26 protein-coding genes are annotated in these 23,240 nt (G+C 71.0%); 14 read left to right on the plus strand and 12 right to left on the minus strand.

All coding sequences use genetic code 11. The annotated features are described in order from the left end of the window. Positions 1 to 114: 114 nt before the first annotated feature. The 3 genes from GA0074696_RS10165 to GA0074696_RS10180 form a co-directional block, all read right to left on the minus strand. Positions 115 to 297 carry a hypothetical protein gene (locus GA0074696_RS10165; RefSeq protein ID WP_088960863.1) on the minus strand — a complete coding sequence of 61 codons (183 nt, stop codon included), beginning with the start codon at positions 295 to 297 and terminating at the stop codon, positions 115 to 117. 1,121 nt (positions 298 to 1,418) lie between these two features. Next, positions 1,419 to 3,062 (minus strand): hypothetical protein, encoded by a 1,644-nt coding sequence (locus tag GA0074696_RS30700; RefSeq protein ID WP_157745858.1) that lies wholly within the window; start codon positions 3,060 to 3,062, stop codon positions 1,419 to 1,421. A gap of 744 nt (positions 3,063 to 3,806) precedes the next feature. Further along, positions 3,807 to 4,382: a TetR/AcrR family transcriptional regulator gene (locus GA0074696_RS10180; protein WP_172894243.1), complete on the minus strand. Its 576-nt coding sequence runs from the start codon at positions 4,380 to 4,382 to the stop codon at positions 3,807 to 3,809. A 190-nt stretch (positions 4,383 to 4,572) separates the two neighbouring features. Between GA0074696_RS10180 and GA0074696_RS30705 the strand changes: the two genes are divergently transcribed. Together GA0074696_RS30705 and GA0074696_RS10185 are read left to right on the plus strand one after the other, a co-directional pair. Then, positions 4,573 to 5,049, plus strand: a complete 477-nt coding sequence (locus GA0074696_RS30705; protein WP_157745859.1) for a hypothetical protein — start codon at positions 4,573 to 4,575, stop codon at positions 5,047 to 5,049. After that, positions 4,997 to 5,293, plus strand: a complete 297-nt coding sequence (locus GA0074696_RS10185; protein ID WP_157745860.1) for a hypothetical protein — start codon at positions 4,997 to 4,999, stop codon at positions 5,291 to 5,293. The genes GA0074696_RS30705 and GA0074696_RS10185 overlap by 53 nt, the downstream gene beginning before the upstream one ends. A 119-nt stretch (positions 5,294 to 5,412) precedes the next feature. Here GA0074696_RS10185 and GA0074696_RS10190 read toward each other — a convergent pair whose 3' ends face one another. Next, positions 5,413 to 5,622: a hypothetical protein gene (locus GA0074696_RS10190; RefSeq protein ID WP_088960868.1), complete on the minus strand. Its 210-nt coding sequence runs from the start codon at positions 5,620 to 5,622 to the stop codon at positions 5,413 to 5,415. Between the two features lie 546 nt (positions 5,623 to 6,168). Here GA0074696_RS10190 and GA0074696_RS10195 point away from each other — a divergent pair. The 4 genes from GA0074696_RS10195 (at position 6,169) to GA0074696_RS31725 (ending at position 8,073) form a co-directional block, all read left to right on the plus strand. After that, the gene (locus GA0074696_RS10195) at positions 6,169 to 6,684 is read left to right on the plus strand and encodes a hypothetical protein (protein ID WP_157745861.1); all 516 of its coding nucleotides are present in this window, start codon (positions 6,169 to 6,171) and stop codon (positions 6,682 to 6,684) included. Between the two features lie 150 nt (positions 6,685 to 6,834). Beyond that, on the plus strand, positions 6,835 to 7,638 hold the full coding sequence (locus GA0074696_RS10200) for a class I SAM-dependent methyltransferase (RefSeq protein WP_088960870.1): 804 nt from the start codon (positions 6,835 to 6,837) through the stop codon (positions 7,636 to 7,638). Continuing rightward, positions 7,635 to 7,769, plus strand: a complete 135-nt coding sequence (locus GA0074696_RS32240) for a hypothetical protein (RefSeq protein WP_269458716.1) — start codon at positions 7,635 to 7,637, stop codon at positions 7,767 to 7,769. Before GA0074696_RS10200 ends, GA0074696_RS32240 begins: the two co-directional genes overlap by 4 nt. Before the next feature lie 76 nt (positions 7,770 to 7,845). Then, positions 7,846 to 8,073 (plus strand): hypothetical protein, encoded by a 228-nt coding sequence (locus GA0074696_RS31725; protein ID WP_231925319.1) that lies wholly within the window; start codon positions 7,846 to 7,848, stop codon positions 8,071 to 8,073. A 102-nt stretch (positions 8,074 to 8,175) separates the two neighbouring features. Here GA0074696_RS31725 and GA0074696_RS10210 read toward each other — a convergent pair whose 3' ends face one another. Genes GA0074696_RS10210 through GA0074696_RS10220 form a run of 3 tightly spaced genes read right to left on the minus strand, consistent with a single transcriptional unit; the run spans position 8,176 to position 12,043 of the window. Then, complete coding sequence (locus tag GA0074696_RS10210; protein WP_088960871.1) at positions 8,176 to 10,161, minus strand: hypothetical protein; 1,986 nt, start codon at positions 10,159 to 10,161, stop codon at positions 8,176 to 8,178. Continuing rightward, entirely contained in the window at positions 10,158 to 11,312 is a 1,155-nt protein-coding gene (locus GA0074696_RS10215) for a 5'-methylthioadenosine/S-adenosylhomocysteine nucleosidase family protein (protein ID WP_088960872.1), read from the minus strand. Before GA0074696_RS10215 ends, GA0074696_RS10210 begins: the two co-directional genes overlap by 4 nt. Then, entirely contained in the window at positions 11,309 to 12,043 is a 735-nt protein-coding gene (locus GA0074696_RS10220; protein ID WP_088960873.1) for an NUDIX hydrolase, read from the minus strand. The genes GA0074696_RS10215 and GA0074696_RS10220 overlap by 4 nt, the downstream gene beginning before the upstream one ends. A 177-nt stretch (positions 12,044 to 12,220) precedes the next feature. Between GA0074696_RS10220 and GA0074696_RS10225 the strand changes: the two genes are divergently transcribed. The 3 genes from GA0074696_RS10225 to GA0074696_RS10235 all read left to right on the plus strand — a co-directional run bounded on the left by GA0074696_RS10225 (position 12,221) and on the right by GA0074696_RS10235 (position 14,521). Continuing rightward, positions 12,221 to 12,775 (plus strand): Uma2 family endonuclease, encoded by a 555-nt coding sequence (locus GA0074696_RS10225; protein WP_088960874.1) that lies wholly within the window; start codon positions 12,221 to 12,223, stop codon positions 12,773 to 12,775. A gap of 439 nt (positions 12,776 to 13,214) precedes the next feature. Continuing rightward, the gene (locus tag GA0074696_RS10230) at positions 13,215 to 13,484 is read left to right on the plus strand and encodes a hypothetical protein (RefSeq protein ID WP_088960875.1); all 270 of its coding nucleotides are present in this window, start codon (positions 13,215 to 13,217) and stop codon (positions 13,482 to 13,484) included. Then, positions 13,484 to 14,521 carry a hypothetical protein gene (locus tag GA0074696_RS10235; RefSeq protein ID WP_088960876.1) on the plus strand — a complete coding sequence of 346 codons (1,038 nt, stop codon included), beginning with the start codon at positions 13,484 to 13,486 and terminating at the stop codon, positions 14,519 to 14,521. Before GA0074696_RS10230 ends, GA0074696_RS10235 begins: the two co-directional genes overlap by 1 nt. A gap of 298 nt (positions 14,522 to 14,819) precedes the next feature. Here GA0074696_RS10235 and GA0074696_RS10240 read toward each other — a convergent pair whose 3' ends face one another. Beyond that, positions 14,820 to 15,398, minus strand: coding sequence for a TetR/AcrR family transcriptional regulator (locus GA0074696_RS10240; protein WP_088960877.1), 579 nt, complete (start codon positions 15,396 to 15,398; stop codon positions 14,820 to 14,822). Between the two features lie 71 nt (positions 15,399 to 15,469). On the opposite strand from GA0074696_RS10240, the gene GA0074696_RS10245 reads away from it, so the two are divergent. After that, positions 15,470 to 16,684: an FAD-dependent monooxygenase gene (locus GA0074696_RS10245; RefSeq protein ID WP_088960878.1), complete on the plus strand. Its 1,215-nt coding sequence runs from the start codon at positions 15,470 to 15,472 to the stop codon at positions 16,682 to 16,684. Between the two features lie 18 nt (positions 16,685 to 16,702). Here GA0074696_RS10245 and GA0074696_RS10250 read toward each other — a convergent pair whose 3' ends face one another. Both GA0074696_RS10250 and GA0074696_RS10255 read right to left on the minus strand, forming a co-directional pair. Then, positions 16,703 to 17,245, minus strand: coding sequence for an SRPBCC family protein (locus tag GA0074696_RS10250; RefSeq protein WP_088960879.1), 543 nt, complete (start codon positions 17,243 to 17,245; stop codon positions 16,703 to 16,705). Positions 17,246 to 17,247: 2 nt separating this feature from the next. Then, entirely contained in the window at positions 17,248 to 17,553 is a 306-nt protein-coding gene (locus GA0074696_RS10255) for an ArsR/SmtB family transcription factor (RefSeq protein ID WP_088964476.1), read from the minus strand. Positions 17,554 to 17,649: 96 nt separating this feature from the next. Here GA0074696_RS10255 and GA0074696_RS10260 point away from each other — a divergent pair, with 96 nt between their 5' ends. Further along, positions 17,650 to 18,579, plus strand: coding sequence for an LLM class F420-dependent oxidoreductase (locus tag GA0074696_RS10260; RefSeq protein ID WP_088960880.1), 930 nt, complete (start codon positions 17,650 to 17,652; stop codon positions 18,577 to 18,579). 3 nt (positions 18,580 to 18,582) lie between these two features. Here the strand turns inward: GA0074696_RS10260 and GA0074696_RS10265 are convergent, their stop codons facing one another. Further along, a complete protein-coding gene (locus GA0074696_RS10265) occupies positions 18,583 to 18,981 on the minus strand; it encodes a hypothetical protein (RefSeq protein ID WP_088960881.1) in 399 nt (132 codons plus the stop codon). Between the two features lie 79 nt (positions 18,982 to 19,060). Here GA0074696_RS10265 and GA0074696_RS10270 point away from each other — a divergent pair, with 79 nt between their 5' ends. The 3 genes from GA0074696_RS10270 to GA0074696_RS10280 all read left to right on the plus strand — a co-directional run bounded on the left by GA0074696_RS10270 (position 19,061) and on the right by GA0074696_RS10280 (position 22,071). Continuing rightward, the gene (locus GA0074696_RS10270; RefSeq protein ID WP_088960882.1) at positions 19,061 to 19,807 is read left to right on the plus strand and encodes a hypothetical protein; all 747 of its coding nucleotides are present in this window, start codon (positions 19,061 to 19,063) and stop codon (positions 19,805 to 19,807) included. Beyond that, the gene (locus GA0074696_RS10275; RefSeq protein WP_088960883.1) at positions 19,804 to 21,048 is read left to right on the plus strand and encodes an FAD-binding protein; all 1,245 of its coding nucleotides are present in this window, start codon (positions 19,804 to 19,806) and stop codon (positions 21,046 to 21,048) included. Before GA0074696_RS10270 ends, GA0074696_RS10275 begins: the two co-directional genes overlap by 4 nt. Positions 21,049 to 21,204: 156 nt before the next feature. Further along, positions 21,205 to 22,071, plus strand: a complete 867-nt coding sequence (locus GA0074696_RS10280; protein ID WP_088960884.1) for an AraC family transcriptional regulator — start codon at positions 21,205 to 21,207, stop codon at positions 22,069 to 22,071. On the opposite strand, the gene GA0074696_RS10285 is transcribed toward GA0074696_RS10280, so the two are convergent. After that, positions 22,068 to 23,210, minus strand: a complete 1,143-nt coding sequence (locus GA0074696_RS10285; RefSeq protein WP_088960885.1) for a site-2 protease family protein — start codon at positions 23,208 to 23,210, stop codon at positions 22,068 to 22,070. The two genes, GA0074696_RS10280 and GA0074696_RS10285, sit on opposite strands and share 4 nt — an antisense overlap. Between the last annotated feature and the right edge of the window lie 30 nt (positions 23,211 to 23,240).

The raw sequence follows: 23,240 nt of genomic DNA on the forward strand, positions 1-23,240 counted from the left end.
GATCCCACAAGGGGCGTGGTCCTTGATATCGGGGCGGTTTCGATACGGGGAGTATGAAGCGGCCCCGCCCACCCTTAGGGGCGGGCGCGGCGCTCCCTGTCCGGCTGGATGCGGTTACAGGCGGTTCTTCACCGTGGTCTTCGCGGTGCCGGCGTCCGTCGCGGTCGCCTCGCACGTCAGGCTCAATGCATAGGGCGTTTGGCCCAGCAGCGGCGTCGTCATCGTGTAGTTGACGGTGCCGTTCACCGCGTAACGGTTCTCGATCTCCCACGTCTCCTGCAGCTCGACCCCGGCCACTGGCATTAGGACGTGTCCCTGGTGCTGCCCGCGGTATCCGAGCGCAGGTTTGCTTCCCGTTCAAGGGCAGTGTGGCATTTCCCGCTGGGCGGTCTCCTGACTCAGGTCGTTGCTGTTGAGTACCCAGACGAGCACTACGACGGCGACAATCCCCGCAGCTCCATCGCACACGATCTTTCTAGCCTCCAAGGGACCCGGATGGGTTCTTCGCCATCCTGGCGCAGTGGACCGCCACCACCCTCGACCTTCTGCCGGAGTCGGCCCGCCTGGCCGCGAAGCTGCTGTGCGGGATCGAGGACGACGACCGCTGGTCGTTCGTGGCTCGCGTCGAGATGCATCCCGACTTTGAGATCGTGCGCACGGACGCTGATCACCAGGCTGATCGTGTGATCTTGCACGTAGTCGCGCGGCAGCCGACATTGTCCTGGTCGGGTGGCGATTACGCGGAGGTGCGCTGGGTGCGGGTGAGGCTTTACGAGCCGCTCGGCGACCGGCAGGTGCTGGATGCTGTGAGCGGCAGCCCTGTGTCACGAGGCTGATCCCTCGGTCGCGGGTTCGAGTCCCGCCTGCCCCAACACGAGATTTGATCTAGCGTCTGACCTGCAAAATTGCGGTTCGGGTAAGCGGTCCGCGGTAGTCAAGAGTTGGCAGTGCGCGAACCGCATGGCCCCGAGCTGGACGCGTGGAATCTTGCGGTCGGCGGTCGGCGGTCGGCGGTCGCCGGTCGGCTGGTGCCTGTGCCGGCGGAGAACGGGCGTCCGATTCGGACGCACGAGGGGATGCCTTGCCGACAGGATCGGTGCACCCTGAGTCTCATACCGGCTTAACCATGACAGGGCCCGCCGGGCTGCCCGCGTCGGCAGGTCCCGCGCCGTGGTGCCGCTGGTCTTGATGAGCGTCGGTACGGTCTGGTCGTCCCCCGGCGGTGAGCCCACGCGGCTTGATCACGGACCATGAGAGGGTGACGGTCAGCAGCACATCGCCGGCGGCGTGCACGGACGGTGGCGGACTGCGCGACATGGCAGGGTGGGCGGCGGCACGGGCCAGGTCCGCGAGCTGGGTGAGGATCTGCATGTAGGCGAGGGCGGCGAAGTCCGGCCTCTCGGTCGGATTCGCGATCTCTACATCAGCTCTCTGCCCTCCAGTAGAGCTTCTGCGGTCAGCTCTACCCGGCTGCCCAGCCGATCCACTCCGAACATTCTTGTGGGGCGGTTCAGTGCCTCGGACTTGGACGGGTAGTGGAAGTAGAGGACTTGTCCGCAGTGCGGGCTTGCCTCGGACATGATCGCATCCTGGCAGGTGGCCAGGATCGTTATCCGGTGCTCACGAGCCACCTCGGCGATGGCATCGAGCACTTCACGACGATGTTCGGCGCCCAGCGAGTCAGCAAGCTCGTCGAGTATCAGTACCCGACCCTCGGGACTTGGTGCCGCGAGCAGCGCAGCCAGAACGAGGTGGATCGAAAAGAGTTTCTCCTGCGCTGTATTGGTGACGTTGTCGTAGGCCAGCATAGGGCCCTCTGGGTTCCGTCGCCATCGCGGTACGACCTGGCACACCCATTTCTTATCGGGCGTGTCGGGCGGGAGGAGCGTGTAATCGAGCTTTGCGCCGAGACCGCCGGAGTTGCGATTGAGATCATTGAGCGCGTTGCTGATCCGATCCAGGGCGGAGGAGGCGCGCTGTTTAATCGCCTCTTGCGTCATAATGAGTGCTTGTTCGAGTTCGCGGCATTTTTCGCTGACGAACTCGGTGGTCTCCCGCCGTGTTTTGCGGGCGTGGTTTACCTCTTCGTGGGCAGAAGAGTCGCGCTCTGCTGAGTCGTCGAGCCACTCCATGATGCTGGCAAGTGTGGACGCGAACTGCTCGGCGGAGGCGGAGCCTAAACTCTCGCGGCTTGCGGCGTAATTGCTCGCGGCTTCAGCAACATCGGACGGTGGAGGCGCGCTGCTGTCTGGATAGACTTTAAAGTTTGCGATGGCTTCGACGAGTTTATCGTGAGCGCCTTGTTGGAGCGCTGCGTAGGTGCGGCGCTCGACGTTCGGGTTTTCGTGGCTCGCCATCGGAGCGTTGGCCTCGTCGACGAGTTGGTCGTAGTCGTCGTCGATGTTGAGCGCTGGCCACCCCAGTTGCCGCAGCGCGGCGCCAACGCCGCGTGCCCATGCGGAAAGAATGGCGTCCTCCGGCCGGCTGGCGGCTTTGTGTCTGTCAATCTCCGCCGTCAGCGAGCGAAGCTCTGCCTCCACGGCCACCAGTTTTGCGTTGGCCTCGTTGAGCAGTTGAGTTCGTTGTGCCAATGCCGTCTCGACCGCGCGCTGGTCGGCGTCTGCGTCGTCAACGGCCTTAGACAGCGGTGGCATGATTTTTTGCCGGTGGGTGGTCAGGTGCTGTTGGAGTTCTTCCTGCTGTCGCGTCAGCGATGCGCATTTTTCGGCAGCCTGCGCGCGTGTCGCGTTCGCCACCGCTGCGAACCAGGGCGATCGCTGCCTCCCGCGCCCTGGATAGGCCGAAGTAGTCGACGATCGTGGTCCAGCTTCGAGCGCGAATATCAACTCCCGCGAGTCTAGCGTGGCTGGTGGCTTGTAAGCGTTTGTGGGGCCTTCCGCAATGAGATCGACGACCTCGATGTTGAGCTGACCGCGTCGGTTGCGGGGGACACGTCCCTGCCCCTCGCGGCGAACAGGCACCGTGACCGCGATGACTCCGTCGGGTAGGCCGCCGATCGGTGCACGCTCGCGCCCTTCACGTTCACTGAACAGAAGTTGCACTCGTCCCACCTAGCACCGTGCGGCATCCAGCCGACAAGACGTTGATGGGCCGACATTTACGAATCTGCCCAGACCAGAGATTCTAAGCCGGAAGAGCGTGCAATCTCGGGCACGCAATCGCCCCCTACCCCCCCTCCAAGCCCGGTCCGTGCTGCTGAGAGCCCCGGCGCGAATCGGTTACGGCTTGGGTGTGTCCGGTATGCGACAGAGCCCGTATCTCCAACTCGAAGTGCCTCTCGCGGCACACGTTCGCCGACGGTCCGCCCTGACGAAGGGCGCGCCAGGCAAGCGACACGTTTGCCACCAGCGCGGGGACAGCACCTGTCAATCAGGTGCATATCGCATCAGCTTGCGGGCGTTGGATCGGGTGCATTAAGCCATGCGTGTTCGGCCGCTGTGATGTGGGCTACCGGGTCTCCGGGCCCAGCCTCGGCGGGAAGGCCGGGCCGTTCCACCGGTGAGTGTTGTCACGGGGATGGCGTCGACACCCGTGCGTGCGGCGGTGTCAGGTCATCCGTCTGCGGACGGCGGGAACCACTACGAGGGCCCCTGAGCTGCGGGTATGGGGTTCGGGTTGTGCCACATGCGCTCCATACTGGTCAGCAGTAAGCGGCCCGAGTGATCATCAGCTGGGCCGTTGATTCGTTTCCGGCCTGTTTCTCACAGGCGCGGTGCAACTGGCGGGCCTGGTGCGCCCGCTGCGGCCGCGTGCATGCCTTCAGCGGCCACCACACCGGCACGCGTTCACACCGGCGCGAGCAAGGTGTCGAATACCGAGAAGAAGGCGTCGAAGGCGGCGGGGGAGCGGTCGGTGCGCGCCCGGATGAGCGTGCCTTCCCAGGCGTTGACGAGGAAGCCGGCGGTGACCTCGGGGTCGACGTCGGTGCGGACCGTACCGGCACGCTGCGCCTCGACCAGGGTTGTCGCGATGAGGCCGGCCCACTTGTCGAGGCTGTGCCGGACGGCGTCCCGGATGGCGTCCCGGTGATCGACGATCTCGGTGCCGAAGTTCCCGTACAGGCAGCCGCGGTGGTACTCGTACCGGACGACCTCGTCGCGCAGGAACTCGAAGTGTGACCGGAGCCGCTGCACCGGCGGGACCGAGCTGTCGGTGAGGTCCTCAAGCCGGCGTCCGTCGCCGTACCGATCGAGCGCGACGATGGCGAGTGCTTCCTTGCTGTCGAAGTGGTTGTAGAACGACCCCTTCGGTACGCCGGCCGCCTGAGTGATGTCGTTGACGCCGGCGGCGTTGTACCCGCGGGCGTGGAACCGGTCGAGCGCGGCCGTGACGATCTCTTCGCGCGTGCTCTTCCTGGCCAAGTCGGACCACCTCCCGGTGCAAATATGACCGGTCGTCTTGGCGGGATCAAGTGCACGTTGCTGTGATCCAGCGCTCGTTGCCACTTCTAAGACGACCGGTCATATTCAACCGGTAGCCGGGTAAGCAGCCCCTGGTCAACCGGTGTCTACCCCGGGACGACGCATCCACCTCACCGAGGAGAAGTTGATCGTGCGCGACCTTGTGAACGCCATCATCGAGGCCCACGGCGGCCTCGACCGCTATCAGCAGTTCAGCTCGGCCACGGCCCACTTCCGCTCGGGCGGCGCGCTGTGGGCCATCAAGGGCCACGAGGGGATTTTCAACCCGGCTGCCGTACGGGTCGACCTGCGCCGAGAGCACGCCAGTCACTACCCCTTCAAGGCGCCTGATCTGCACACCTCGTTCACTGCTCAGCGAGTGGCCGTGGAGAGCGACACCGGCGAGGTGAAGGCCGAGCGCCTCAACCCCCGCGCCTCCTTCGCCGGCCACGTCCTCGAAACCCCCTGGGACGACCTGGACGTCGCCTACTTTCGCCGGCTACGCCATGTGGACGTACCTGACGTCCCCGTTCACCTTCGCGAGGCCCGACTTCCGTACCGACGAGCTGTCTCCGGTGACGGAGGAGGGGGAGACCTGGAACCGTCTCAAGGTCACGTTCCCCGATGACATCGCCACCCACTCCCGGCAGCAGACGTTCTACTTCGGCCAGGACGGGCTGCTGCGCAGGCACGACTACACGGCCGAGGTCCTGAATGCCGGACCGGCCGCGCACTACTGCTCTGACCACAAGGAGTTCGGCGGCATCATGGTCCCGACCCGGCGGCGCGTCTACCCACTGGCTGAAGACGGAACAGTGGTGCGCGACATCGAGCTGGTCACCATCGACATCGATGATGTCGTGTTCGCCTGACGCCAGACAGCCGCTGATGTCCCCCCCTGCGCGCGTTCTCGGTCAGGGGGGACACCGGGTTCGACGCGCCCGTCGGAGGGCAGTGCGAGGCCGAGCGCTCGTCGCATTCGGCTAGGAGATCAGCGCCGCCGGTACCTGGTGGCGTCGGTCAACGCGCTCAACCGGTAGCGCAGCACCCGGGCTTGCCCGATCGACAACACCACCCGGTGAGCGGTGGTGGGCACTGTCGCCGTCAACGCCACGACCGGTTCGGCCGCCGGGTGGGTCGTCTGCACCAGCCCCACGGTGAGGATCGACGCCTCGGGCCGGTTGGTGTCGACATCAGTCACCCGCGACCGGGCTATTGGCCAATCGGCAACCCCGATACGTTGGCCTATCTCGATGCCAGCAGAGGTGGCCAAGTGGATCTCGACCGAGCTATGCGAGCACTGAGGGTCGCCGAAAAGGCGCTACGCAGGCGGAGGAACGCGCCGCGCAGGCCGCCCGGCAGATCAAGGCCGACGCCCGCGCCCGGGTTGAACAGGCCCGGGCCGAGCTGCACCGCGCGATGGTGGCGGAGTATCGAGCCGGCATGCGGCAGGTGGATCTGGTCAAGCGAACGGGCTACTCCCGCGAACGGGTTCGGCAGATCCTGCGGGCCGGCGGCATCGAAGCGGACTGATCGTCAGGACCGACTGCGGATACCCTGGTCAGCCGTGGAGTCGACGGTGGCGACGGACGCGGCTTTCAGCTATCTGGCCCGAAACCTGATCCCGCTGGTGGTCATACCGCCGGGTCCGTTGCCGCGCAACCGCCCTCGATTGCGTGGTCTGGTCCGGGTCGGTGACGACCGTGTCCGGGTGGCCCTCACCGTCGATCCCTCGACCACTTCCGGTGTGGCGATCGAATTCCCTCTCACCGAGGGCGAGGAGCCGCTGCCCGCGGAGGCGGTCGTCGACTTCCTCCGCACCGTGCACGTGGAGGATCTGGGCCGAGCCGTCGGACACCAGCCCCGGTACGACAACCACCGCAATGCCGTCGTCGACGCCGAGTCCGTCGGCTTCCGTGCCCTACGCCGGGAGTCGGCGACGGACCTGAACCTGTTCGCCCTGTTCAGCCTGTTGGTGCACGGCGGCGGGTTCCCCTGGTTCGAGGACGTCTACACGTTCGCCGGGTTGATGCTGACCGGCGATGTCTCCTGCCGCTGCTACGTCCGGGTCACCGGGACCGGAGCCGTCTACGGGCTGGACATCCCACTGCGCGACACCGATGGATGGCCGCTCTCCAGTTACACCAGCCTGCCCCAGGAGCTGACGCCGCTCATCCGTGAGAAGGACCTGTTCCGCCAACCGCAGATCAACGACGAGGACGACTACTGCGCGGCGGTGTACGACCTGATCCACTGGGTCTGAGTACGACGCGGGCGACGAGCGCTGACCCGGCGAATACACCCTGCGGAAGTTCGCGGCTCACCTCCGCTTGTGGACGAAGGTCTAGGGTGGACATCCGGGGGCGCCGTTGGGAGCCTGCCGGCCGGGGCGTACCGCCCGTATGGTGTCCGCATGGCGCGCGAGGTATGGGCCGACGGTGCGGCGTACGAGGCGTACGTGGGCCGGTGGAGTCGCCTCGTGGCGGCGGACTTCCTGGCCGGGCTGGAGCTGCCGCCCGGCCTGCGCTGGCTGGACGTGGGCTGCGGCACCGGCGCCCTGACCTCGACGGTGCTGGCCCGCACCGAGCCGGCCCGGGTGGACGGCGTAGACCCCTCCGAAGGCTTCGTGGCGCACGCCCGTACCCGGGTCGACGACCCGCGCGTGGTCTTCCACGTCGGCGACGCCCGCTCGCTGCCGCTGCCCGATGCCGCCGTCGACGTCGTCGTCAGCGGCCTGGCGCTGAACTTCGTGCCCGACCCGGCGCGCGCCGTGGCGGAGTTCGCCCGCGTCCTCGCCTCGGGCGGCGTGGCCGCCGCCTACGTCTGGGATTACGCCGAGGGCATGGTGATGATGCGCCACTTCTGGGACGCCGCGGCGGCGCGCGACCCGGCGGCGGCGGAGCTGGACGAGGGTCGCCGCTACTCGATGTGCCGACCGGAGCCGCTCCGCGCGCTCTGGACCGGCGCGGGGCTGCGCGACGTGACCGTTCGGCCCGTCGAGGTGCCCACCGTCTTCGTCGACTTCGCCGACTACTGGACGCCGTTCCTCGGTGGGCAGGGATCTGCGCCCGGCTACGTCAGCTCGCTCGCCGAGCCGGACCGGGCCGAGCTGCGGGAGCTGCTGCGCGCCCGGGTGCCGACCGGACCGGACGGCGCCATCCGACTCACCGCCCGCGCCTGGGCGGTCCGGGGGACCGCACCGACACCCCGATCGTGAGTACGAATCCTCATCCGCGACGCGGTCCGTACCGCGAGGATCGGGGCGTGAACAGCATGACGCGCGCCCTCCTCGCCGCTCTCGTCCTCGCCGTGGCGGCGGTCGCCACCTGGTGGGCCTGGCTGGGGTGAGGACACCGGCTACACCATCGACCCCGAGACGGGCGCCGTCAGCGGGCCCTACCAGCCGTGGCAGGTGGCCGGCTGCATGCTCACCCTCGCCCTGGTCGCGGCCGTCGCCGGCTGGCGGCTCCGGCCGTGGCTGGTCGCCCCGGTGCTGACGGTCGCCTTCACCGCCGCCTGGACGGTGCACGCCGCCTCGACCGACGACAGCGGACTCTGGGCGGTGGGGGCGGCGCTGGTGCTGGTCGGCACGGCGCTCGGGACGACGGTGGTGAGCGGCGTCGCCCACCTGCTGCGGCGCCGGCGGGGCTGAGGACCGGCAACCGTCAGCTACCCGGGGGCGACGGCTGGACCACGAGGTGCGGGTGCTCCAACAGTCCACCAGCACCTCGTGATCGCCGGTGTGCATCCCGGCTCAATCGATCAAGTCTTTAATGGTCGCCGTGAGGCCGGCCAGCCGATCGTCAGCGCGCTGGCGCTGGTGCCTTACCCACTCCTTCCCCTCGGCGGCGATCCCCTCGAGGACGTTGAGGGTGTGGACGAGCCCGGATGCGTCCAGCGAGACCTTGGCCAGCATCAAGGCGTCCTCGTCCGGCTGGACGCCGTCGGTGATGGATTCGGTCACCCGGACCGAGATTGGTTCGCCGTTGAACAGGGTCAGCTCAAACGTCTGCTGCTGGGTCTCCGGGCCGTCGATCCGAACGGCGGCGACGGCGTCGAAGCGGTAGTTCAGCCGCTGCATCGTCCGGTAACCGCCATCCTTGAAGTCGAGGTCGATGTTCACCTGGCGGACGCCGTCGTCAGTCAAAAGGAACAGCAGGAGCCGGTACCGCGAGTAGCGCCACGGACCGTGGGGGACCCGGGCCCGCTGGTACGACCGAGCGGGCGCCTCGATGAAGGCTTGCGCGATCACCTGGCTCGGCCGGAGCCGGTAGTGCCGCATGGCCGCATTCACCAGAATCTTGCGGTCACACTCCAGCCAGGACGCCATCTCCGCGTCCGACGGCTTGTCCGACAGCCTCTGCTGCCAGCGGTCGAACGCCCCCCGCCGTGCCGCCAACTGGCGGGCACGTTCCACCTCGTCCGCCGCCACCCGCCGCCGCTCCGCGACAATGCGGAAGCAGGCCCGTGCCTCTATCACTGCGGCAGCCGCGGCGAGCAGCACCCACGCCGTTCCGGCCAACGGCGCCGTCAGCACGGCGGCCGGCACCATCCAGAAAGCTCCTGCGGCAAGGACCGCCAGCCCGCCCAGGTGCAGGACTGTCGTGGTGAACGGGACACGGAGTTCGACCCGGTGCGCCATCAGCGTGTCCTGCTCCCACCGCTGTCGCACGTCACTGACCAGATGACGGATCAGCCAGGCGATCCGCTCGGCGCCGACCCGATCTTCGCGATAGAGCTCGACGACCTCGTCGCGAAGGTGCCTGCGGATGCCGGCGGTCTGGGTCAGCCAGTGGGAGCGGTCGGTGTCCCTGGGCACGTACCGCCTGAAGTAGTCATCGAAGTACCGGTCCACCTTGCGGGCGAAACCGCCCGCCGGCGCCTCAGCCCGCCGCTGGCGGGGTGGCGTGAACGTCGATTCCATGGCTCTGCGGCGTGCCTGCCGGAAGTGCCGGTCGACACCGCCCACTGCGAACGCGGCGAGACCGGCCACACAGGCGAGGTAGCCGAGGATCGAGGGCAGCTCACCGCGGTGCAGCAGCAACGCGGCGATCTTGCCGGCGGCGAGCACGAACGCGGCTGCTCCCACGACGGCACGCACCCACACGCCCAGGGGAGTCGACGCCGGCTCGACGGGCAGGACCCGGGGCGGCACGGGTGAGGGGTGGAAGAACTTCCAGATTCGTCCCGCCCTGTCACCCGCCAGACGACCGGCGCTGGCCCGCTTGGCCGAGCGTTGCCACATCTGGTCCTCCATCGGACCGTCGAGCAGCACCCCGAGGTGATCAACGATTTTGTCGCGCTGAGTGCGCTCCAGCTCGTCGAGTTCCTTGATCACCAGCTCGGTCTCCGCGGTGTTCAGGGAATTGAGCAGCCGCAGGACGGCCCGTAGGCCCGCCCTCCACTCGTCGCCCCCGTCTAGGTGCGGGAAGCTGTCGCAGATGGCGGACAGATGGTCGAAGTCCTCGCCCAACTGGCGCAGGGTGCGGCCGCTCAGCAGGGCGAGCAGGCGGTGGAACTGGACCTCGTCGGTCACGTACCCCTCGGCAGCGGCCTCCTCGATGAGCTGCCGCGCACGGTCCCGCACCCGGGCGTCGAGATACCTGACCCCTACCCGGAACTTGTGTTCCGGAGAGGCATTCGGGGGCAGCTGGTAGTAGACGTCGCCGTGGATCGCCTGGGCCTGCACCCCGACCTGCGCGCCGTCCTGGGCGATGTTGGTCGTGATCGGGGCAGTCATGACAACCCCTTTGCCACGACTATCAGTGCGGCCAGCTTCGCGGCCAGCTCGGCCACATCGACCACCAGGCCGCGCAGTCTCTTGAGCGTCACCACCAGGGTGCCTCGGCTGCGGACGGTGTTCTCCTTGAGGCAGTCACTCGCGACGTCCAGCTCCGACTCCGCTGCCGCGTACGTCTCCTCGTCGAGCTGACCGTCCCGGTGTGCCTTCCTCATCCGGTCCCGCAGCTCGGCGATGCCGGCCGTCAGGTCGACTGGCCGATCCCGGTCGGGGCCGACCGTGACGTTGCCGTAGATCTGCCCGGCCTGAACTCCTACCCGGGCGTTGCCCGTCGCGATGTTCCGGTTGGTAATGCTCATCGGCTCACTCCCGCCCTTGCCGATCGACGACGGCCGGTCGGCCGCGCCTTCGGCGATCAGCTCCTGTGCCAGTGCCGTCGCGAACGCGGCGGCGTGCGCCACCGCCCGTGGCTGCCAGTTCTCGCCGTCGGTGACCGTCTTGCTCCCGTCGGCGCGGTCGCTGATGCCGCGGACCACGACCACGGGCAGGGCATGGTTGAGGTGGCCGGCCTGGGCGACACCAGCGGCCTCCATCTCGATCGCCACCGCGTCGTTGTAGTGCTCGCGCACCCACCGGGCCTGCTCGGAGACCGCGGAGTCCTGCACGATCTCGCCGGCGGCGATCGGTCCGAAGTGAACGGCCGGCGGGGTGCCGGCGGAAAGGCCAACCGCCCAGTCACCGCGCCGCGCCAGGTGGTGGGCGATCTGGCTCGGGCCATGCGGGATCTCCCACGCCTTCGGCCGGGCCTTCAGGCCGTCGTCCTCGCTCGTGCCGCCGTGATAGGCGTAGATCTTGGTCGCCACCACCACGTCGCCGAGGCGAATGCTGGGCCACAGGCCGCCGGCCACGCCGACGAAGAGCACGGCCGCGGGGGTGAACTCGGCGATGGCGCGTTCGGCCAGCACCGCCGCCGGGTGGTTGCCCTTGCCCACCAGGCCCAGCGCCACTCGACATCCGGTTCTGCCGAGCCGGCCGACCTCGAACCGGGTCCCGGCCGGATGCCGGTGGACTCGAAGGTCGGTCAACTTCTCCCGGACCGCCTCGTACTCGAGGTTCAGGGCCGTGAGGATCACGACGAGAGTGCTGTTCATGCTTCTGCCGCCTCCTTGTCTGTCGAACCGGTAGGTCGGGTCATCGGGGGGTGAAGTGCCGTGCGCGGGCCGGGGCGGAACAGCCGTGCGGGACGACCGGTGTCCGTCTTCCTGGTAGGACCGGCGGGGACGATGAAGCCGTTGACGCTCTGGACCTTGCGGTAGAAGTTGCGGGGATCGAGGCGGACGCCCCAGACCGCCTCGTAGACCTCCTGCAACTCGGAGATTGTGAATGTCGGGCCGCAGAACGCGGTCGCCAGCGCCGAGTGCTCCAACTTGGTGCGGGCCCGCTCCACGCCGTCCGCGATGATCCGTCGGTGGTCGAAGGCGAGTCGGACGTCAGCGGAGAGCGCGCGGTCGGTAGGCGTCCAGCACGCGTCGGAGGCGTCCGTGCCGGCGACCGGCTCGGGCAGCCGGGGCGCGATCGCCAGGTAGGCCACCGAGACGACCCGTCCCCGAGGGTCGCGCCCCGGCGTGCCGTAAACGCCAAGCTGTTCGAGGTGCAGGTGGTCGGCGTCGAGACCGGCCTCCTCGGACAACTCCCGGTGAGCCGCCGCGAGCAGGTCCTCCTCGGCGTGGTTGAGGAAGCCGCCGGGAAGGGCCAGCGCGCCCCGGTGCGGCTCGATTCCACGCTTTACGAGCAGCACCTGGAGGCGGGATTGGCGCAGGGTGAGGATGACCAGGTCCACCGCGAGCAGCGCGGTGGGAGGAACCCAACGATCGCCGGACATGGATGCACACTAGGCTTATTGTCAGCCCGACAGGAAGTCGTCCCGGCTGTCGGCTTTCGGCAGGACCGAGCGCTCGGCGGGGCGATGCCCGGTCGGCGGAGGCGCGCCGCACCACGGTTCGCCCGGCCGGTGTCGCGCTGACCGGGTCGGCGTCGCTCGTCGCCTAGGATGGGACTCATGAGCGCTGAGGCCGTCGGGATGCACATGCCCGCTGTCGTCACGCTCGACGACGTCGCGGCGATGAACGCCGCCGACCCCAACGGTCATCGCTACGAGACGAGCCCCGAGGGGGTCCTGTCGGTCATGCCGCCGCCCGACTCGGAACACGCGATGATCGCCAGTCGCCTCTTCGCCTGGCTGATCATGACTGGGTGGCCCGCCGAGCAGGTGCTCCAGGCGGCCGGCGTGCGCATACCCGGGCCGGACGGCGACGGCGGCCGGATCCCCGACCTGACCGTGTGGCGGAAGCCCCCACCTCGCGGAGTCTGGTCTGCGGTGGCCGACGTCGCCCTGGTGATCGAGATCGTCTCGCCCGGTTCGGAGGCCATGGATTCCGTGACGAAGGTCCGGGAGTACGCCACGGCGGGCATCCCCCAGTACTGGGTGGTGGACCGGGACGGCGGACAGACCGTCACGCTGCACCGGCTCACCGGGCAGGGCGGGTACGAGGAGCGGGCGAGAATGCCGCTGGCCTGGCTGCTGCAGACGTCGCCCGCCGACCACCTCGACTGAGCCGGTACCCGCACGCCGTCGCCGGGGTCGCAATCGGCCACCCGGACAACCCCGGCGACGGATAGCCGACAGGACGCCGTACCCCCTTCCGACGCATTGTTTATGCAGGTGGAGAGGCTGCGGATGGCGGGCCACATCCCATCCCTCACCCCGACGGCGACAGCACGGTCGCCGTCGGACGCCGCCATCGCCGGGCCCGGCCCGGCCGTCCCGGCGGACACGGCCACGCCGGTCCGACCGCGCCCACGGCCACGTCGCGTCCCGGTGGACCCCGTCCCGGGCGCCAGGGCCGGGGTCAGCTTCCACCAGGACAAGGACGTCATCACCTCCGGTCGACGCCGTCGCGCGTGCGCTCCGCCCTGACCGGCGGCAGTCCCGCGCCTCGACCGGGCGCACCGGCGCAAGCCGGGCGTACGAGCAAGGAAAGGAGGGGGCGGACATGGCCGCTCCCACCGTCTCCGCGAGCCTGAACGCCGCGACCTATTCCCCCGGCGACCAGATGACCCTCACGGTCACCTACGGCGACCCGGACACCAGGCCCCTCACCGTCACCGTCGTGGTGACCGACGCCCAGGGCAACAGCAGCGCCCCGGTCAAGGTCACCGCCGTCATCGACCCGCTCACCCTCACCGTCACCGACGACTCCGGGCGTACCTGGACCCGGGCGTCGGACAACGGGTCGGTGGCCGTCTACCGGGCGGTGGCGTGATGCCCCGGGTCACCGTGACCGTCCGCGACAACGGCGGGCGCACCGCCACCGCGACCGCCGACTACACCCTCGCCCCACCGGTCCTCGGCGGCTACTACCTGGCGGGCAACGCCGACCCGACGGCCGACATGGCCGGCGGCAACTTCCGCTCGCTGACCCAGTACCGCAGCTTCGCCGACGGCTACACGTTCCCGGGCTACAACAAGCCCTGGCTGCTCAGCCTGGGTCGCAGCGGGTTCGCTATCAACATGGTGCTGGAGCTGAAGCACTACGGCGTGGCCACCGCGGCGGCGCAGACCTTCGCCGTGGACGGCGTCAGCTACACCGTCCCGGCGCCGGCGATGACCATCCAGCAGCGTCCCGGGACGACCTGGCCGAAGGCGTACGGGTACGGCCAGGTGCTCGCCGGGCTCTGCGACGGCCTCTTCGCCCGGGCGCTGTCGCAGTACCGGACGATGGGCTTCGGGGTGAACATCCAGCTCGCCTCCGAGCTGGACACCGACCACGAGTTCGGCACCACCGAGTCCGGGGTGTCGTACGGCTGGGCGGAGTCGGACGCCCGCGCGGTGCAGGCGATGACCTACATCGTGAACTGGTTCCGGGCCCGCGCGCTGCCGGCCGGCACCACCTTCTCCATCGGCTCGGGCGGCTTCGACCGGGCCTGCTTCCAGCGCACCCACCCGGAGTCGCTGATGGGCAAGCTGGACTTCCTCCAGTGGAACGCCTACGCCACCGACCCGAGCCACACCGCGCTCGCCCGGTTCCGCCGGGCGAAGGACTGGGCGGTTGCCGACCTCGGGCCGGTGGCGCTCTCCCGTCCCGTGATCATCGCCGAGTGGGGGGTGCGGGCCGCCGAGATCCCCGACCAGGCGGCCTGGATCGCCACCGTGCCCGCGGCCATCGCCCGGCTCAACAGCGAGCGCGGCCCGCGCATCGTCCGGACGAACTACTTCAACTCCAGCTGGGGCACCCTGGCGCCCCGCACCGACGGGCTCGCGGCGCTGCGGGCGGCGTACGCGACCAGGCCGTACGTCTGAGGGAAGCCGGCGTCGCCGGCACCCGGCGCCGCCGGTGTGACCCGCTCGTCCGGCGGGCGCAGGCGGCCGTGCCGGGCGGGCTCCTGGCCTGCCCGCGAGGTGCTGCCGCGGTTGCGCTGACCGTGGCCTCGGGCCGGAGCCGGCGCCCTGGCCCGAGGGCGGTCTCCGTCGGCCCACCGGCGGGACCGGGCAGCGGCGGCGCCGTTCCCGGAGCTGACCGACGGGGAGCGGAAGGCGCCGGACCTCGTCGCCCAGGAACTGGAGGCGGGACCGGGCCAGCCCTGAACTCGGCGCCGGCTCAGCTGGCGAACTCCGCGGTGACGGTGCGCAGCGCCCGGGTCAGGTCGGCGGCGGAGGGGGCCCGGTCGGGGTCGACCAGCCACTGGGCCGCCAGCCCGCCGAGCAGCGCCTGGTAGAAGGCGCCGAGGGCGAGGGCCTGCGACTCGTCGGCGACCGGGTCGAGGCGGTGGAAGACCTCGGCCAGCCCGAGCCGGGCCTGGTGGTTGGCGGTGGCGAACGCCTCCCGCAGCTCCGGCGACCGGTCCATCTGGCCGATCAGCTCGAACTGGACGGCCCACAGCGGCCGGAGCCGGGCGAAGGACTCGATGATCCGGGTCCAGGCGGCCTCGAACCGCTCCTCGGGGCCGGCGTCCGGCCCGACCTCCACCGCGAGGGTGCGTTGCAGCTCCTCGCCCCACTCCGCCATCGCCTCGAACAGGGCCTGGTCGAGCAGCGCTCGGGTGGTCCGGAAGTGGTAGCCGATGGCGGCGAGGCTGGTGCCGGCGGCGGCGGCGACGTCGCGGGCGGTGGTGGCGGCGTACCCCTTCTCGATCAGGCAGCGCTTGGCGCCGGCGAGGAGGTCTTCCCGGTTTCCCATGGCGCCAGCCTAGCGGATCTGCAGAACAAACGTCTTGCACAACTGTCTAAAACGTTTGTACAGTCGCCGCCATGACCGACGTTCTCATCTCCGGCGCCGGCGTCGCCGGCCCCGCACTGGCCTGGTGGCTCCGCCGCTACGGCTTCCGTCCGACCGTGGTCGAGCGGGCTCGCGCGCCACGCGACGGCGGCTACAAGGTGGACATCCGGGGCGCGGCGCTGGCGGTGATCGACCGGATGGGGCTGCGCGAGCAGGTCCGGCGGCACGACACCGGCATGCGGCTGGCCCACTTCGTCGACGCCGACGGCAACCGGCTCGCCACCATGGACGCCCAGCTCTTCGGCGGACGCGTGGGCGACGACGTCGAGATCATGCGCGGCGACCTGGCCCGCGTCCTGGCCTCGGCCACCGCCGACGGCGTCGAGTACGTCTTCGACGACTCCGTCGCCGGGCTGACCCCCACCGACAGCGGGGTGGAGGTCGACTTCGCCCGCTCCCCGCGCCGCAGGTTCGACCTGGTGATCGGCGCCGACGGGCTGCACTCGACGGTCCGCCGGCTGGCCTTCGGGCCGGAGGAGCCCCAGATGCGTTCGCTCGGGCACCACATCGCGATCTTCTCGGTGCCGGGGCGGTTCGGCCTCGACCGCACCGAGCTGATGCACGTCACGCCGGGGTGCAGCGTCGGCGTCTACCGCACGGCCGGCGCGCCCGACGCCCGGGCGCTGTTCCTGTTCCGGTCCCCGACCGGCGGCGACGGGGACCGCGACGTCGCCGCGCAGCAGTCGCTGCTGGCCGAGGCGTTCGCGGGCCAGGGCTGGCAGGTGCCCGGGCTGCTGGAGGCGATGCGCGGCGCACCGGACTTCTACCTCGACTCGATCAGCCAGGTACGGATGCGGCGCTGGTCCGCCGGTCGGGTCGCGCTGGTCGGCGACGCGGCGTACGCGCCGTCGCCCGCTTCCGGACAGGGCACCAGCCTCGGCCTGGTCGGGGCGTACGTGCTGGCCACCGCCCTGGCCGACGCGGGCGGCGACCCGGCCGTCGGCTTCGCCGACTACGAGCGGCGGATGCGTCCCTTCGTCGAGGCGAACCAGCGTCTCGCCGACCGCAACCTGCGGGGGATGGTGCTCGGCTCGACGGCGCAGATCCGGTTCCAGCTGCTGATGCTCCGGCTGATGCCGCACCTGCCCGGGCGGGACCGCATGATCGCGCGGGTCGCCGAGCCGATCCGCCGGGCCGCGAACGCGATCACCCTGCCCGATCCCGCGCCGGCGCCGCCCGGCGCCTGAGGCCGGGGGTACGGCGGATCAGGGGCGAGGCGGTTGCCCGCCGAGCCGGTCGGCGTAGGTGTCGCGCAGCTCCGCCCAGCCGAAGTCCTTCGCCTCCGCGCCCCGGATCGGGCCGACCGGGTCGCCGGCCAGCAGGTGGTCGGCGACGTCGAGGCAGAGGTGCCAGCCGGCGGCCACCATCGGCAGCATCCCCCGCTCGGCGAGGGTGTGCCGCAGCAGCAACCGGGTGCCGGTGCCGGACGGGGTCAGCTCCCAGCGGAGCAGGTCGTCGCCCCAGGTGTATTCGAGCAGGTGGGGCGGCTCGGCCCGGCGTACCGTCGCGGGTTGCGGCACGGCCGTGTCGCCGTCGACCAGGGTGAGCGTCGCGGCGCCCGGGGCGCCGAGGTCGCGGTCGGCCAGGAACGGCGCCCACTCGCGCAGCCGGGCCGGGTCGGTCAGCGCCGCCCACACCTTCTCCGGCGCGTGCCGCAGCTCGCGGACGAACAGCAGCGTCCACCGGTCGCCGGCGGGCTCGGCGTCGATCTCGGCCGGCGGGCCGGGGCGGAACGAGTCGCGGTCCATGGTCACTCCTTGTCGAGGTGGCGCTCCAGGGCGTCCAGGTGTGCGGTCCACATCTCGCGGTACGGCGCGAGCCAGCCGTCCACGGCGCGGAACGGGCGTACGTCGATGCGGTAGATGCGCTGCTGTGCCGCCGTGCGGCAGGAGACGAAGCCGGCCTCGCGCAGCACCTTGAGGTGCTTGGAGACGGCCGGCTGGCTCATGCCCAGCACGTCGACCAGCTCGCCGACGCTGCACTCCGAGCGGCGCAGCGCGTCGAGGATCCGGCGTCGGGTGGGCTCGGCCAGCACGGCGAAGGCGTCGACGGGCACCGCCACAATATGCCGCACCGCTCATATGCCTGTCAAGGAATGAAGCCTTGTCCAGGACCGGAGGCGACGGCGCCGCCGCCTCCATATGCTCGGCACATGGAACTCCGGATCTTCACCGAACCCCAGCAGGGCGCCAGCTACGACCAGCTGCTCGCCGTGGCCCGCGCCGTCGAGGACGCCGGTTACGGCGCCTTCTTCCGCTCGGACCACTACCTGAGGATGGGCTCGGTGAGCGGGGAACCCGGGCCGACCGACGCCTGGACCACCCTGGCCGGCCTGGCCCGCGACACCTCCCGCATCCGGCTCGGCACGCTGATGACCGCGGCCACCTTCCGGCTGCCCGGCCCGCTCGCCATCACCGTGGCGCAGGTCGACCAGATGAGCGGCGGCCGGGTCGAGCTGGGCATCGGCACCGGCTGGTACGCCGAGGAGCACACCGCGTACGGCATCCCGTTCCCGACGCTCGGGGAGCGGTTCGCGCGGCTGGAGGAGCAGCTGGCGGTGATCACCGGGCTCTGGGAGACACCGGTCGGCAAGACCTTCGACCACCCCGGGACGTACTACCCGGTCACCGACTCGCCGGCGCTGCCCAAGCCGGTGCAGCAGCCGCGCCCGCCGATCCTGCTCGGCGGGATGGGTCCGAAGCGCACCCCGCGCCTCGCCGCCCGCTACGCCGACGAGTTCAACCTGCCCTTCGCCTCGATCGAGGACACCGTCGCGCAGATCGCCCGGGTCCGCGCGGCGTGCGCCGAGATCGGCCGTGACCCGGCCACCATGCGCTGGTCCAACGCCCTGGTGCTCTGCTGCGGACGCGACGAGGCCGAGGTCGCCCGCCGGGCCGAGGCGATCGGCCGGGAGCCCGCCGAGCTGCGCGAGAACGGCCTCGCCGGCACCCCGGCCGAACTGGTCGACAAGATCGGCCGGTACGCCGAGGCCGGCAGCGAGCGGATCTATCTCCAGCTGCTGGACCTCACCGACCTGGACCACCTGGAGCTGGTCGCCGCCGAGGTGATGCCGCAGCTCTGAGGGTCAGCGCGCCCGCAGGCCGCCCGGCTCGCGCAGCACGGTGTCCAGCCGGCCGTCCCGGTCGCTGTCCAGATAGGTGATGTCCGGGACGCCGTCGCCGTCCAGATCGAACTGGACCACGTCGGCGATCCCGTCGCCGTCCAGGTCGGTGACCACCTGGGTCGACCCGTCAACGTGGTGGGTGACGATCGAGACCGAACCCGGCCCGGCCGCGCGCGGCGGCGGGCCGGGGGTCGGCGGGGTGGGCTCCGGTTCGGGCGTGGGCGGCGGCGCCGGTTCGGTCCGATCCGGGTACGCCGCCGGCGGCGCGCTCGTCGGCTCCAGGCCCATGCCGGTCGGGTCGATCTCCTCCTCGGACGGGTAGACGTCGCCGTGCAGGGTGGGGTCGCGGTAGCTGCTCATCCACCCATTGTTCCCATGGACGCCGTCGACAAGCGTGCCGGATGATGCACTCCGACACGATCGCGGACGGGGGTACGACGTGGAACTGCACCGCAGGCCGGGCCGGCTGCTGCTGCCGGCGATCTGCATCCTGGCCGGGATCGTCCTGCTGACGCTCGGTGACGGCGGCGGGCTGCTGCGGACCCTGGTGGCCCTCGGCGGGATCGCGCTCGGCGTGGTGGTGCTCGTCGGCGCGCTGCGGCCGTTCCGGTTCGTCGTCGACGCCGACGGCCTGACCGTCCGGCGGCCGGGCCTGCGCCGGACGATCCGCTGGCCGGAGCTGGCCGCGGTGGTGCTCGACCAGCCGGCGCCCCGCTCCGGCGTACCGGCCGCGCCGCGCCTGCTCGCCGTGCCGGCCACCGGCACCGGAATCGGCCCGCTGGACGCCCGGCACCCGCTCGACGAGCGTCCGGCGGTCGAGCTGCTCGACCTCGCCGGGATCCGGGAGTCGCCGGCGGAGATCGCGGCGGGGCTGGCCCGGTACGCCGGCGAGCGCTTCCTCGACGCCCGCGCGCTGCGCCGGGCCGCCTTCGCCGACCCCGACTTCGCCGTCGGCCTGCGCGGCTACCGGGTCGACATGGTCGACGCGCTGATCCGCGGTGGCCAGGAGGCGCTCGCCTCGGGCGACCCGACCCGGCGCCGCGCGGCGCGGACCGAGATCGACCGGGCCCGGCGGGCCGGCCTGCCGGTCGACCTGCGCGGCTACAGCACCCTGCAGGTGGACGAGGCGCTGGACGCCCTCGGCGCGGCGCTGGCCGACGAGCCCGCCGAACGGGAGCCCTCGTGACCGACGTCGCCCGCCACAACTGGGCCGGCAACGTCGCGTACGCCGCCCGTAGCTTCCACCGGCCGTCCAGCTTGGACGAACTGCGTCGGCTGGTGGCCGGCAGCGACCGGATCCGCGCGGTCGGCACCGGGCACTCCTTCAACCGCCTGGGTGACACCACCGGCGACCTGGTCTCCCTCGCCGGGCTGCCGCCCACCGTCGAGGTGGACCGGGAACGCGGCACGGTCACCGTCGCCGCCGCCCTGCGGTACGGGGACCTGGCGAGCCGGCTGCACGCCGAGGGGCTGGCCGTGGCGAATCTCGCCTCCCTGCCGCACATCTCGGTGGCCGGGTCGGTGGCGACCGGCACCCACGGCTCCGGTGACGGGAACCGCAACCTGGCCGCCGCCGTGACCGCGCTGGAACTGGTCACCGCCGACGGTGACCTGCTCACCGTGAGCCGGGCCGACGACGACCGGTTCGCCGGCATGGTGGTGTCGCTCGGCGCGCTCGGCGTCGTCACCCGGGTCACCCTGGACGTGGTGCCGACCTTCGCGGTCCGCCAGTACGTCCGCCGCGACCTGCCCGCCGAACGGCTCGACGCGGCGTTCGCCTCGACGTACAGCGTCAGCGGGTTCACCACCTGGCGGTCGTCGACCATCGACCAGGTCTGGCGCAAGCAGCTCGCCGACCAGCCGCCGCCCCCGGCGGACTGGCTCGGCACCACCGCCGCCGAGGCCCCGCTGCACCCGGTGCCCGGCCTGGACCCGGTGCACTGCACGGCCCAACTGGGCGAGCCCGGCCCGTGGCACGAGCGGCTGCCGCACTTCCGGCTCGGCTTCACCCCGAGCAGCGGCGACGAACTCCAGTCCGAGTACCACCTGCCCCGCGCGGCGGCGGCCGGCGCACTTGCCGCGCTGGGCGGCATGCGGGACCGGATCGCCGCCGTGCTCCAGGTCTCCGAACTGCGCACGATCGCCGCCGACGATCTCTGGCTCAGCCCCAACCAGGGGCGCGACAGCCTGGCAATCCACTTCACCTGGATCGACGACCCGGTGGCGGTGCTGCCGGTGCTGGCCGAGGTGGAACAGCGGCTGGCCCCCTTCGCGCCCCGCCCGCACTGGGGCAAGGTCTTCACGCTCGACCAGCCGTCGGTGGCCGCCGCCTTCGGCCGGTACGCCGACTTCGCCGCCCTGCTGGCCGAGCTGGACCCGACCGGGAAGTTCCGCACCGACCTGCTCGACCGCTACTTCCCGCGCTGACCTGGCGAGGCGACCGGCGCCGAGCCGGTGCGCAGGGTGCCGCGCTGCCCCGCCGGGACGCCCGAGGTCGAGCGGACCCGACCGGAGCGGGCACCGGATGTCGGGTCGGGCGCTCACCGGTCGGCCTAGCGTCGAGGCACACGGGAAGGAGACCAGGTGCTGGAGCGGCTGAACGAGGCGATGGCCCACATCGAGCGGCACCTCGACCAGCGGATCGAGGTCGCCGACCTGGCGCGGATCGCGCTGACGTCGGAGTACCACTTCCGGCGGATGTTCTCCGCGCTGGCCGGGATGCCGCTGTCCGAGTACGTCCGCCGCCGCCGGCTCACGGTGGCGGCGGCCGAGGTGACGGCCGGCGAGCGGACGCTGCTCGACATCGCGGTCCGCCACGGGTACGGCTCGACCGAGGCGTTCACCCGGGCGTTCCGCGCGCTGCACGGGGTCGGGCCCGGCGAGGCCCGGCGGACCGGTGCGGCGCTCCGCTCCCAGCAGCGGTTGTCCTTCCGCCTCGTCGTCGAAGGGAGTGGCAGCATGCGCTATCGCGTGGTGGAGAAGCCGGAGTTCCGGCTGGTGGGCCGGCGGGCCCGGGTGCCCCTGGTGCAGCAGGGGATGAACCCGGCGATCGTGGAGTTCATCCGGGGCATCCCGAAGGAGACCGTCGCGCGGATCGCGGCCCTGTCGGACCTGGAGCCGGCCGGGATCGTCAATGTCAGCGACAAGGTGGCCGAAGATCGGGCCGAGGGCAGCGAGCTGGACTACTGGCACGGGGTGGTCACCGCCGCAGAGGCCCCGGCCGACCTGGACGCGGCGACCGTGCCGGCGGGGACGTGGGCGGTCTTCGAGACCTCCGGCGAGTTCCCGGCCGCCGTGCAGGAGTTGTGGCGGGACGTGTTCACCCAGTGGTTCCCGTCGAACGCCTACCGCAGCCGCCCCGGGCCGGAGATCTCCCGCAACCGGCTCTCGGCGGACGGCACGCACGTGGACGCCGAGCTGTGGATCCCGGTGGAGCGGGCCGCGGCCTAGTGCCGGCTGCCGGCCAACTGGTCGCGCAGGCTGCCGCGCTGCACCGCCCGGCTGATGTCGCTGGGCGAGACGATGCCGACCAGCCGCTGGTCGGTGACCACCAGCGCCCGGCCGTCGGCGCACTCGCTGAGCCGGGGGAGCAGGTCGTTGAGCTGCTCCTCCGGCCGGGCGAGCACCAGGTCCTCGGCCCGGCAGGAGACCTCGGCCAGGGTGGTGCTGCCCCGGCGATCGGCGGGGATGCCGCGTACCCGGTCGAGGGTGACCAGGCCGACCGGCCGGCCTTCCTCGGTCAGCGGCAGCGCCGAGTGCCGGTACGCGAACAGGTAGTGGTCGACGAAGTCGGCCACCGTCATCTCCGCCGACGCGGTCTGCGGCTGCGGGGTCATCACGTCGCTGACCCGTACCCCCTGCAGGGCGCTGCCCATCCGGGCCTGGCGTTCCTCCGCGCCGGCCGCGCCGATCAGGAACCAGCCGATCAGCGCCAGCCAGAGCCCGCCCACGCCGAAGCCGGTCAGGAACTGCACCAGCCCCAGACCGATCAGCAGCGCGCCGAGGACCCAGCCGGCCCGGGCGGCCACCACGGAGGCCTTCGTCCGGTCGCCGGTGGCCTTCCACACCGCCGCACGCAGCAGCCGGCCGCCGTCCAGCGGCGCGGCCGGCAGCACGTTGAAGATCGCCAGCAGCACGTTGATGCCGGCCAGCCAGGCCAGCGAGCCGAGCAGCAGGCCGCGCTGCCCAGCCAGCGCGAGCACCACGGCGATGCCGCCGAAGAAGAGCCCGAGCAGCAGGCTCACCAGCGGCCCGACCCCGGCGATGCGCAGCTCCGCGCCCGGGTTCTTCGCCTCGCCGCGCAGCTCCGCCACGCCGCCGAAGAGCCACAGCGTGATCCCCTCGACCTGCAGGCCGTTGCGCTTGGCGACGACCGCGTGCGAGATCTCGTGGGCGAGCAGGCCGAGGAAGAAGACGACCGCGGCGGCCAGGCCGGCCAGCACGTACGCGGCCGTGGAGCGGCCCGGGTACGCCCGGGGGAACTGGTTGGCCGCCAGCCCCCAGGCGATCAGCAGGAAGATGACCAGGACGCTCCAGTTGACCCCGACGGGTACCCCCGCGATCCGGCCAAGCCGGAAGCTCGCCCTCATGAGTCGGTCATACCCGGCCGACGCCGTCCC

The organism is Micromonospora purpureochromogenes, assembly GCF_900091515.1.
GTDB classification, from domain to species: domain Bacteria; phylum Actinomycetota; class Actinomycetes; order Mycobacteriales; family Micromonosporaceae; genus Micromonospora; species Micromonospora purpureochromogenes.

Bases quoted from the DNA above. Each gene is read 5' to 3' on its own strand.
- GA0074696_RS10200 (WP_088960870.1), top strand. From the start codon at position 6,835: ATGGCGCGCGAGGTATGGGCCGACGGTGCGGCGTACGAGGCGTACGTG.
- GA0074696_RS31725 (WP_231925319.1), top strand. From the start codon at position 7,846: ATGCTCACCCTCGCCCTGGTCGCGGCCGTCGCCGGCTGGCGGCTCCGG.
- GA0074696_RS10210 (WP_088960871.1), bottom strand. From the start codon at position 10,161: ATGACTGCCCCGATCACGACCAACATCGCCCAGGACGGCGCGCAGGTC.
- GA0074696_RS10215 (WP_088960872.1), bottom strand. From the start codon at position 11,312: ATGAACAGCACTCTCGTCGTGATCCTCACGGCCCTGAACCTCGAGTAC.
- GA0074696_RS10220 (WP_088960873.1), bottom strand. From the start codon at position 12,043: ATGTCCGGCGATCGTTGGGTTCCTCCCACCGCGCTGCTCGCGGTGGAC.
- GA0074696_RS10225 (WP_088960874.1), top strand. From the start codon at position 12,221: ATGAGCGCTGAGGCCGTCGGGATGCACATGCCCGCTGTCGTCACGCTC.
- GA0074696_RS10230 (WP_088960875.1), top strand. From the start codon at position 13,215: ATGGCCGCTCCCACCGTCTCCGCGAGCCTGAACGCCGCGACCTATTCC.
- GA0074696_RS10235 (WP_088960876.1), top strand. From the start codon at position 13,484: ATGCCCCGGGTCACCGTGACCGTCCGCGACAACGGCGGGCGCACCGCC.
- GA0074696_RS10240 (WP_088960877.1), bottom strand. From the start codon at position 15,398: ATGGGAAACCGGGAAGACCTCCTCGCCGGCGCCAAGCGCTGCCTGATC.
- GA0074696_RS10245 (WP_088960878.1), top strand. From the start codon at position 15,470: ATGACCGACGTTCTCATCTCCGGCGCCGGCGTCGCCGGCCCCGCACTG.
- GA0074696_RS10250 (WP_088960879.1), bottom strand. From the start codon at position 17,245: ATGGACCGCGACTCGTTCCGCCCCGGCCCGCCGGCCGAGATCGACGCC.
- GA0074696_RS10260 (WP_088960880.1), top strand. From the start codon at position 17,650: ATGGAACTCCGGATCTTCACCGAACCCCAGCAGGGCGCCAGCTACGAC.
- GA0074696_RS10265 (WP_088960881.1), bottom strand. From the start codon at position 18,981: ATGAGCAGCTACCGCGACCCCACCCTGCACGGCGACGTCTACCCGTCC.
- GA0074696_RS10285 (WP_088960885.1), bottom strand. From the start codon at position 23,210: ATGAGGGCGAGCTTCCGGCTTGGCCGGATCGCGGGGGTACCCGTCGGG.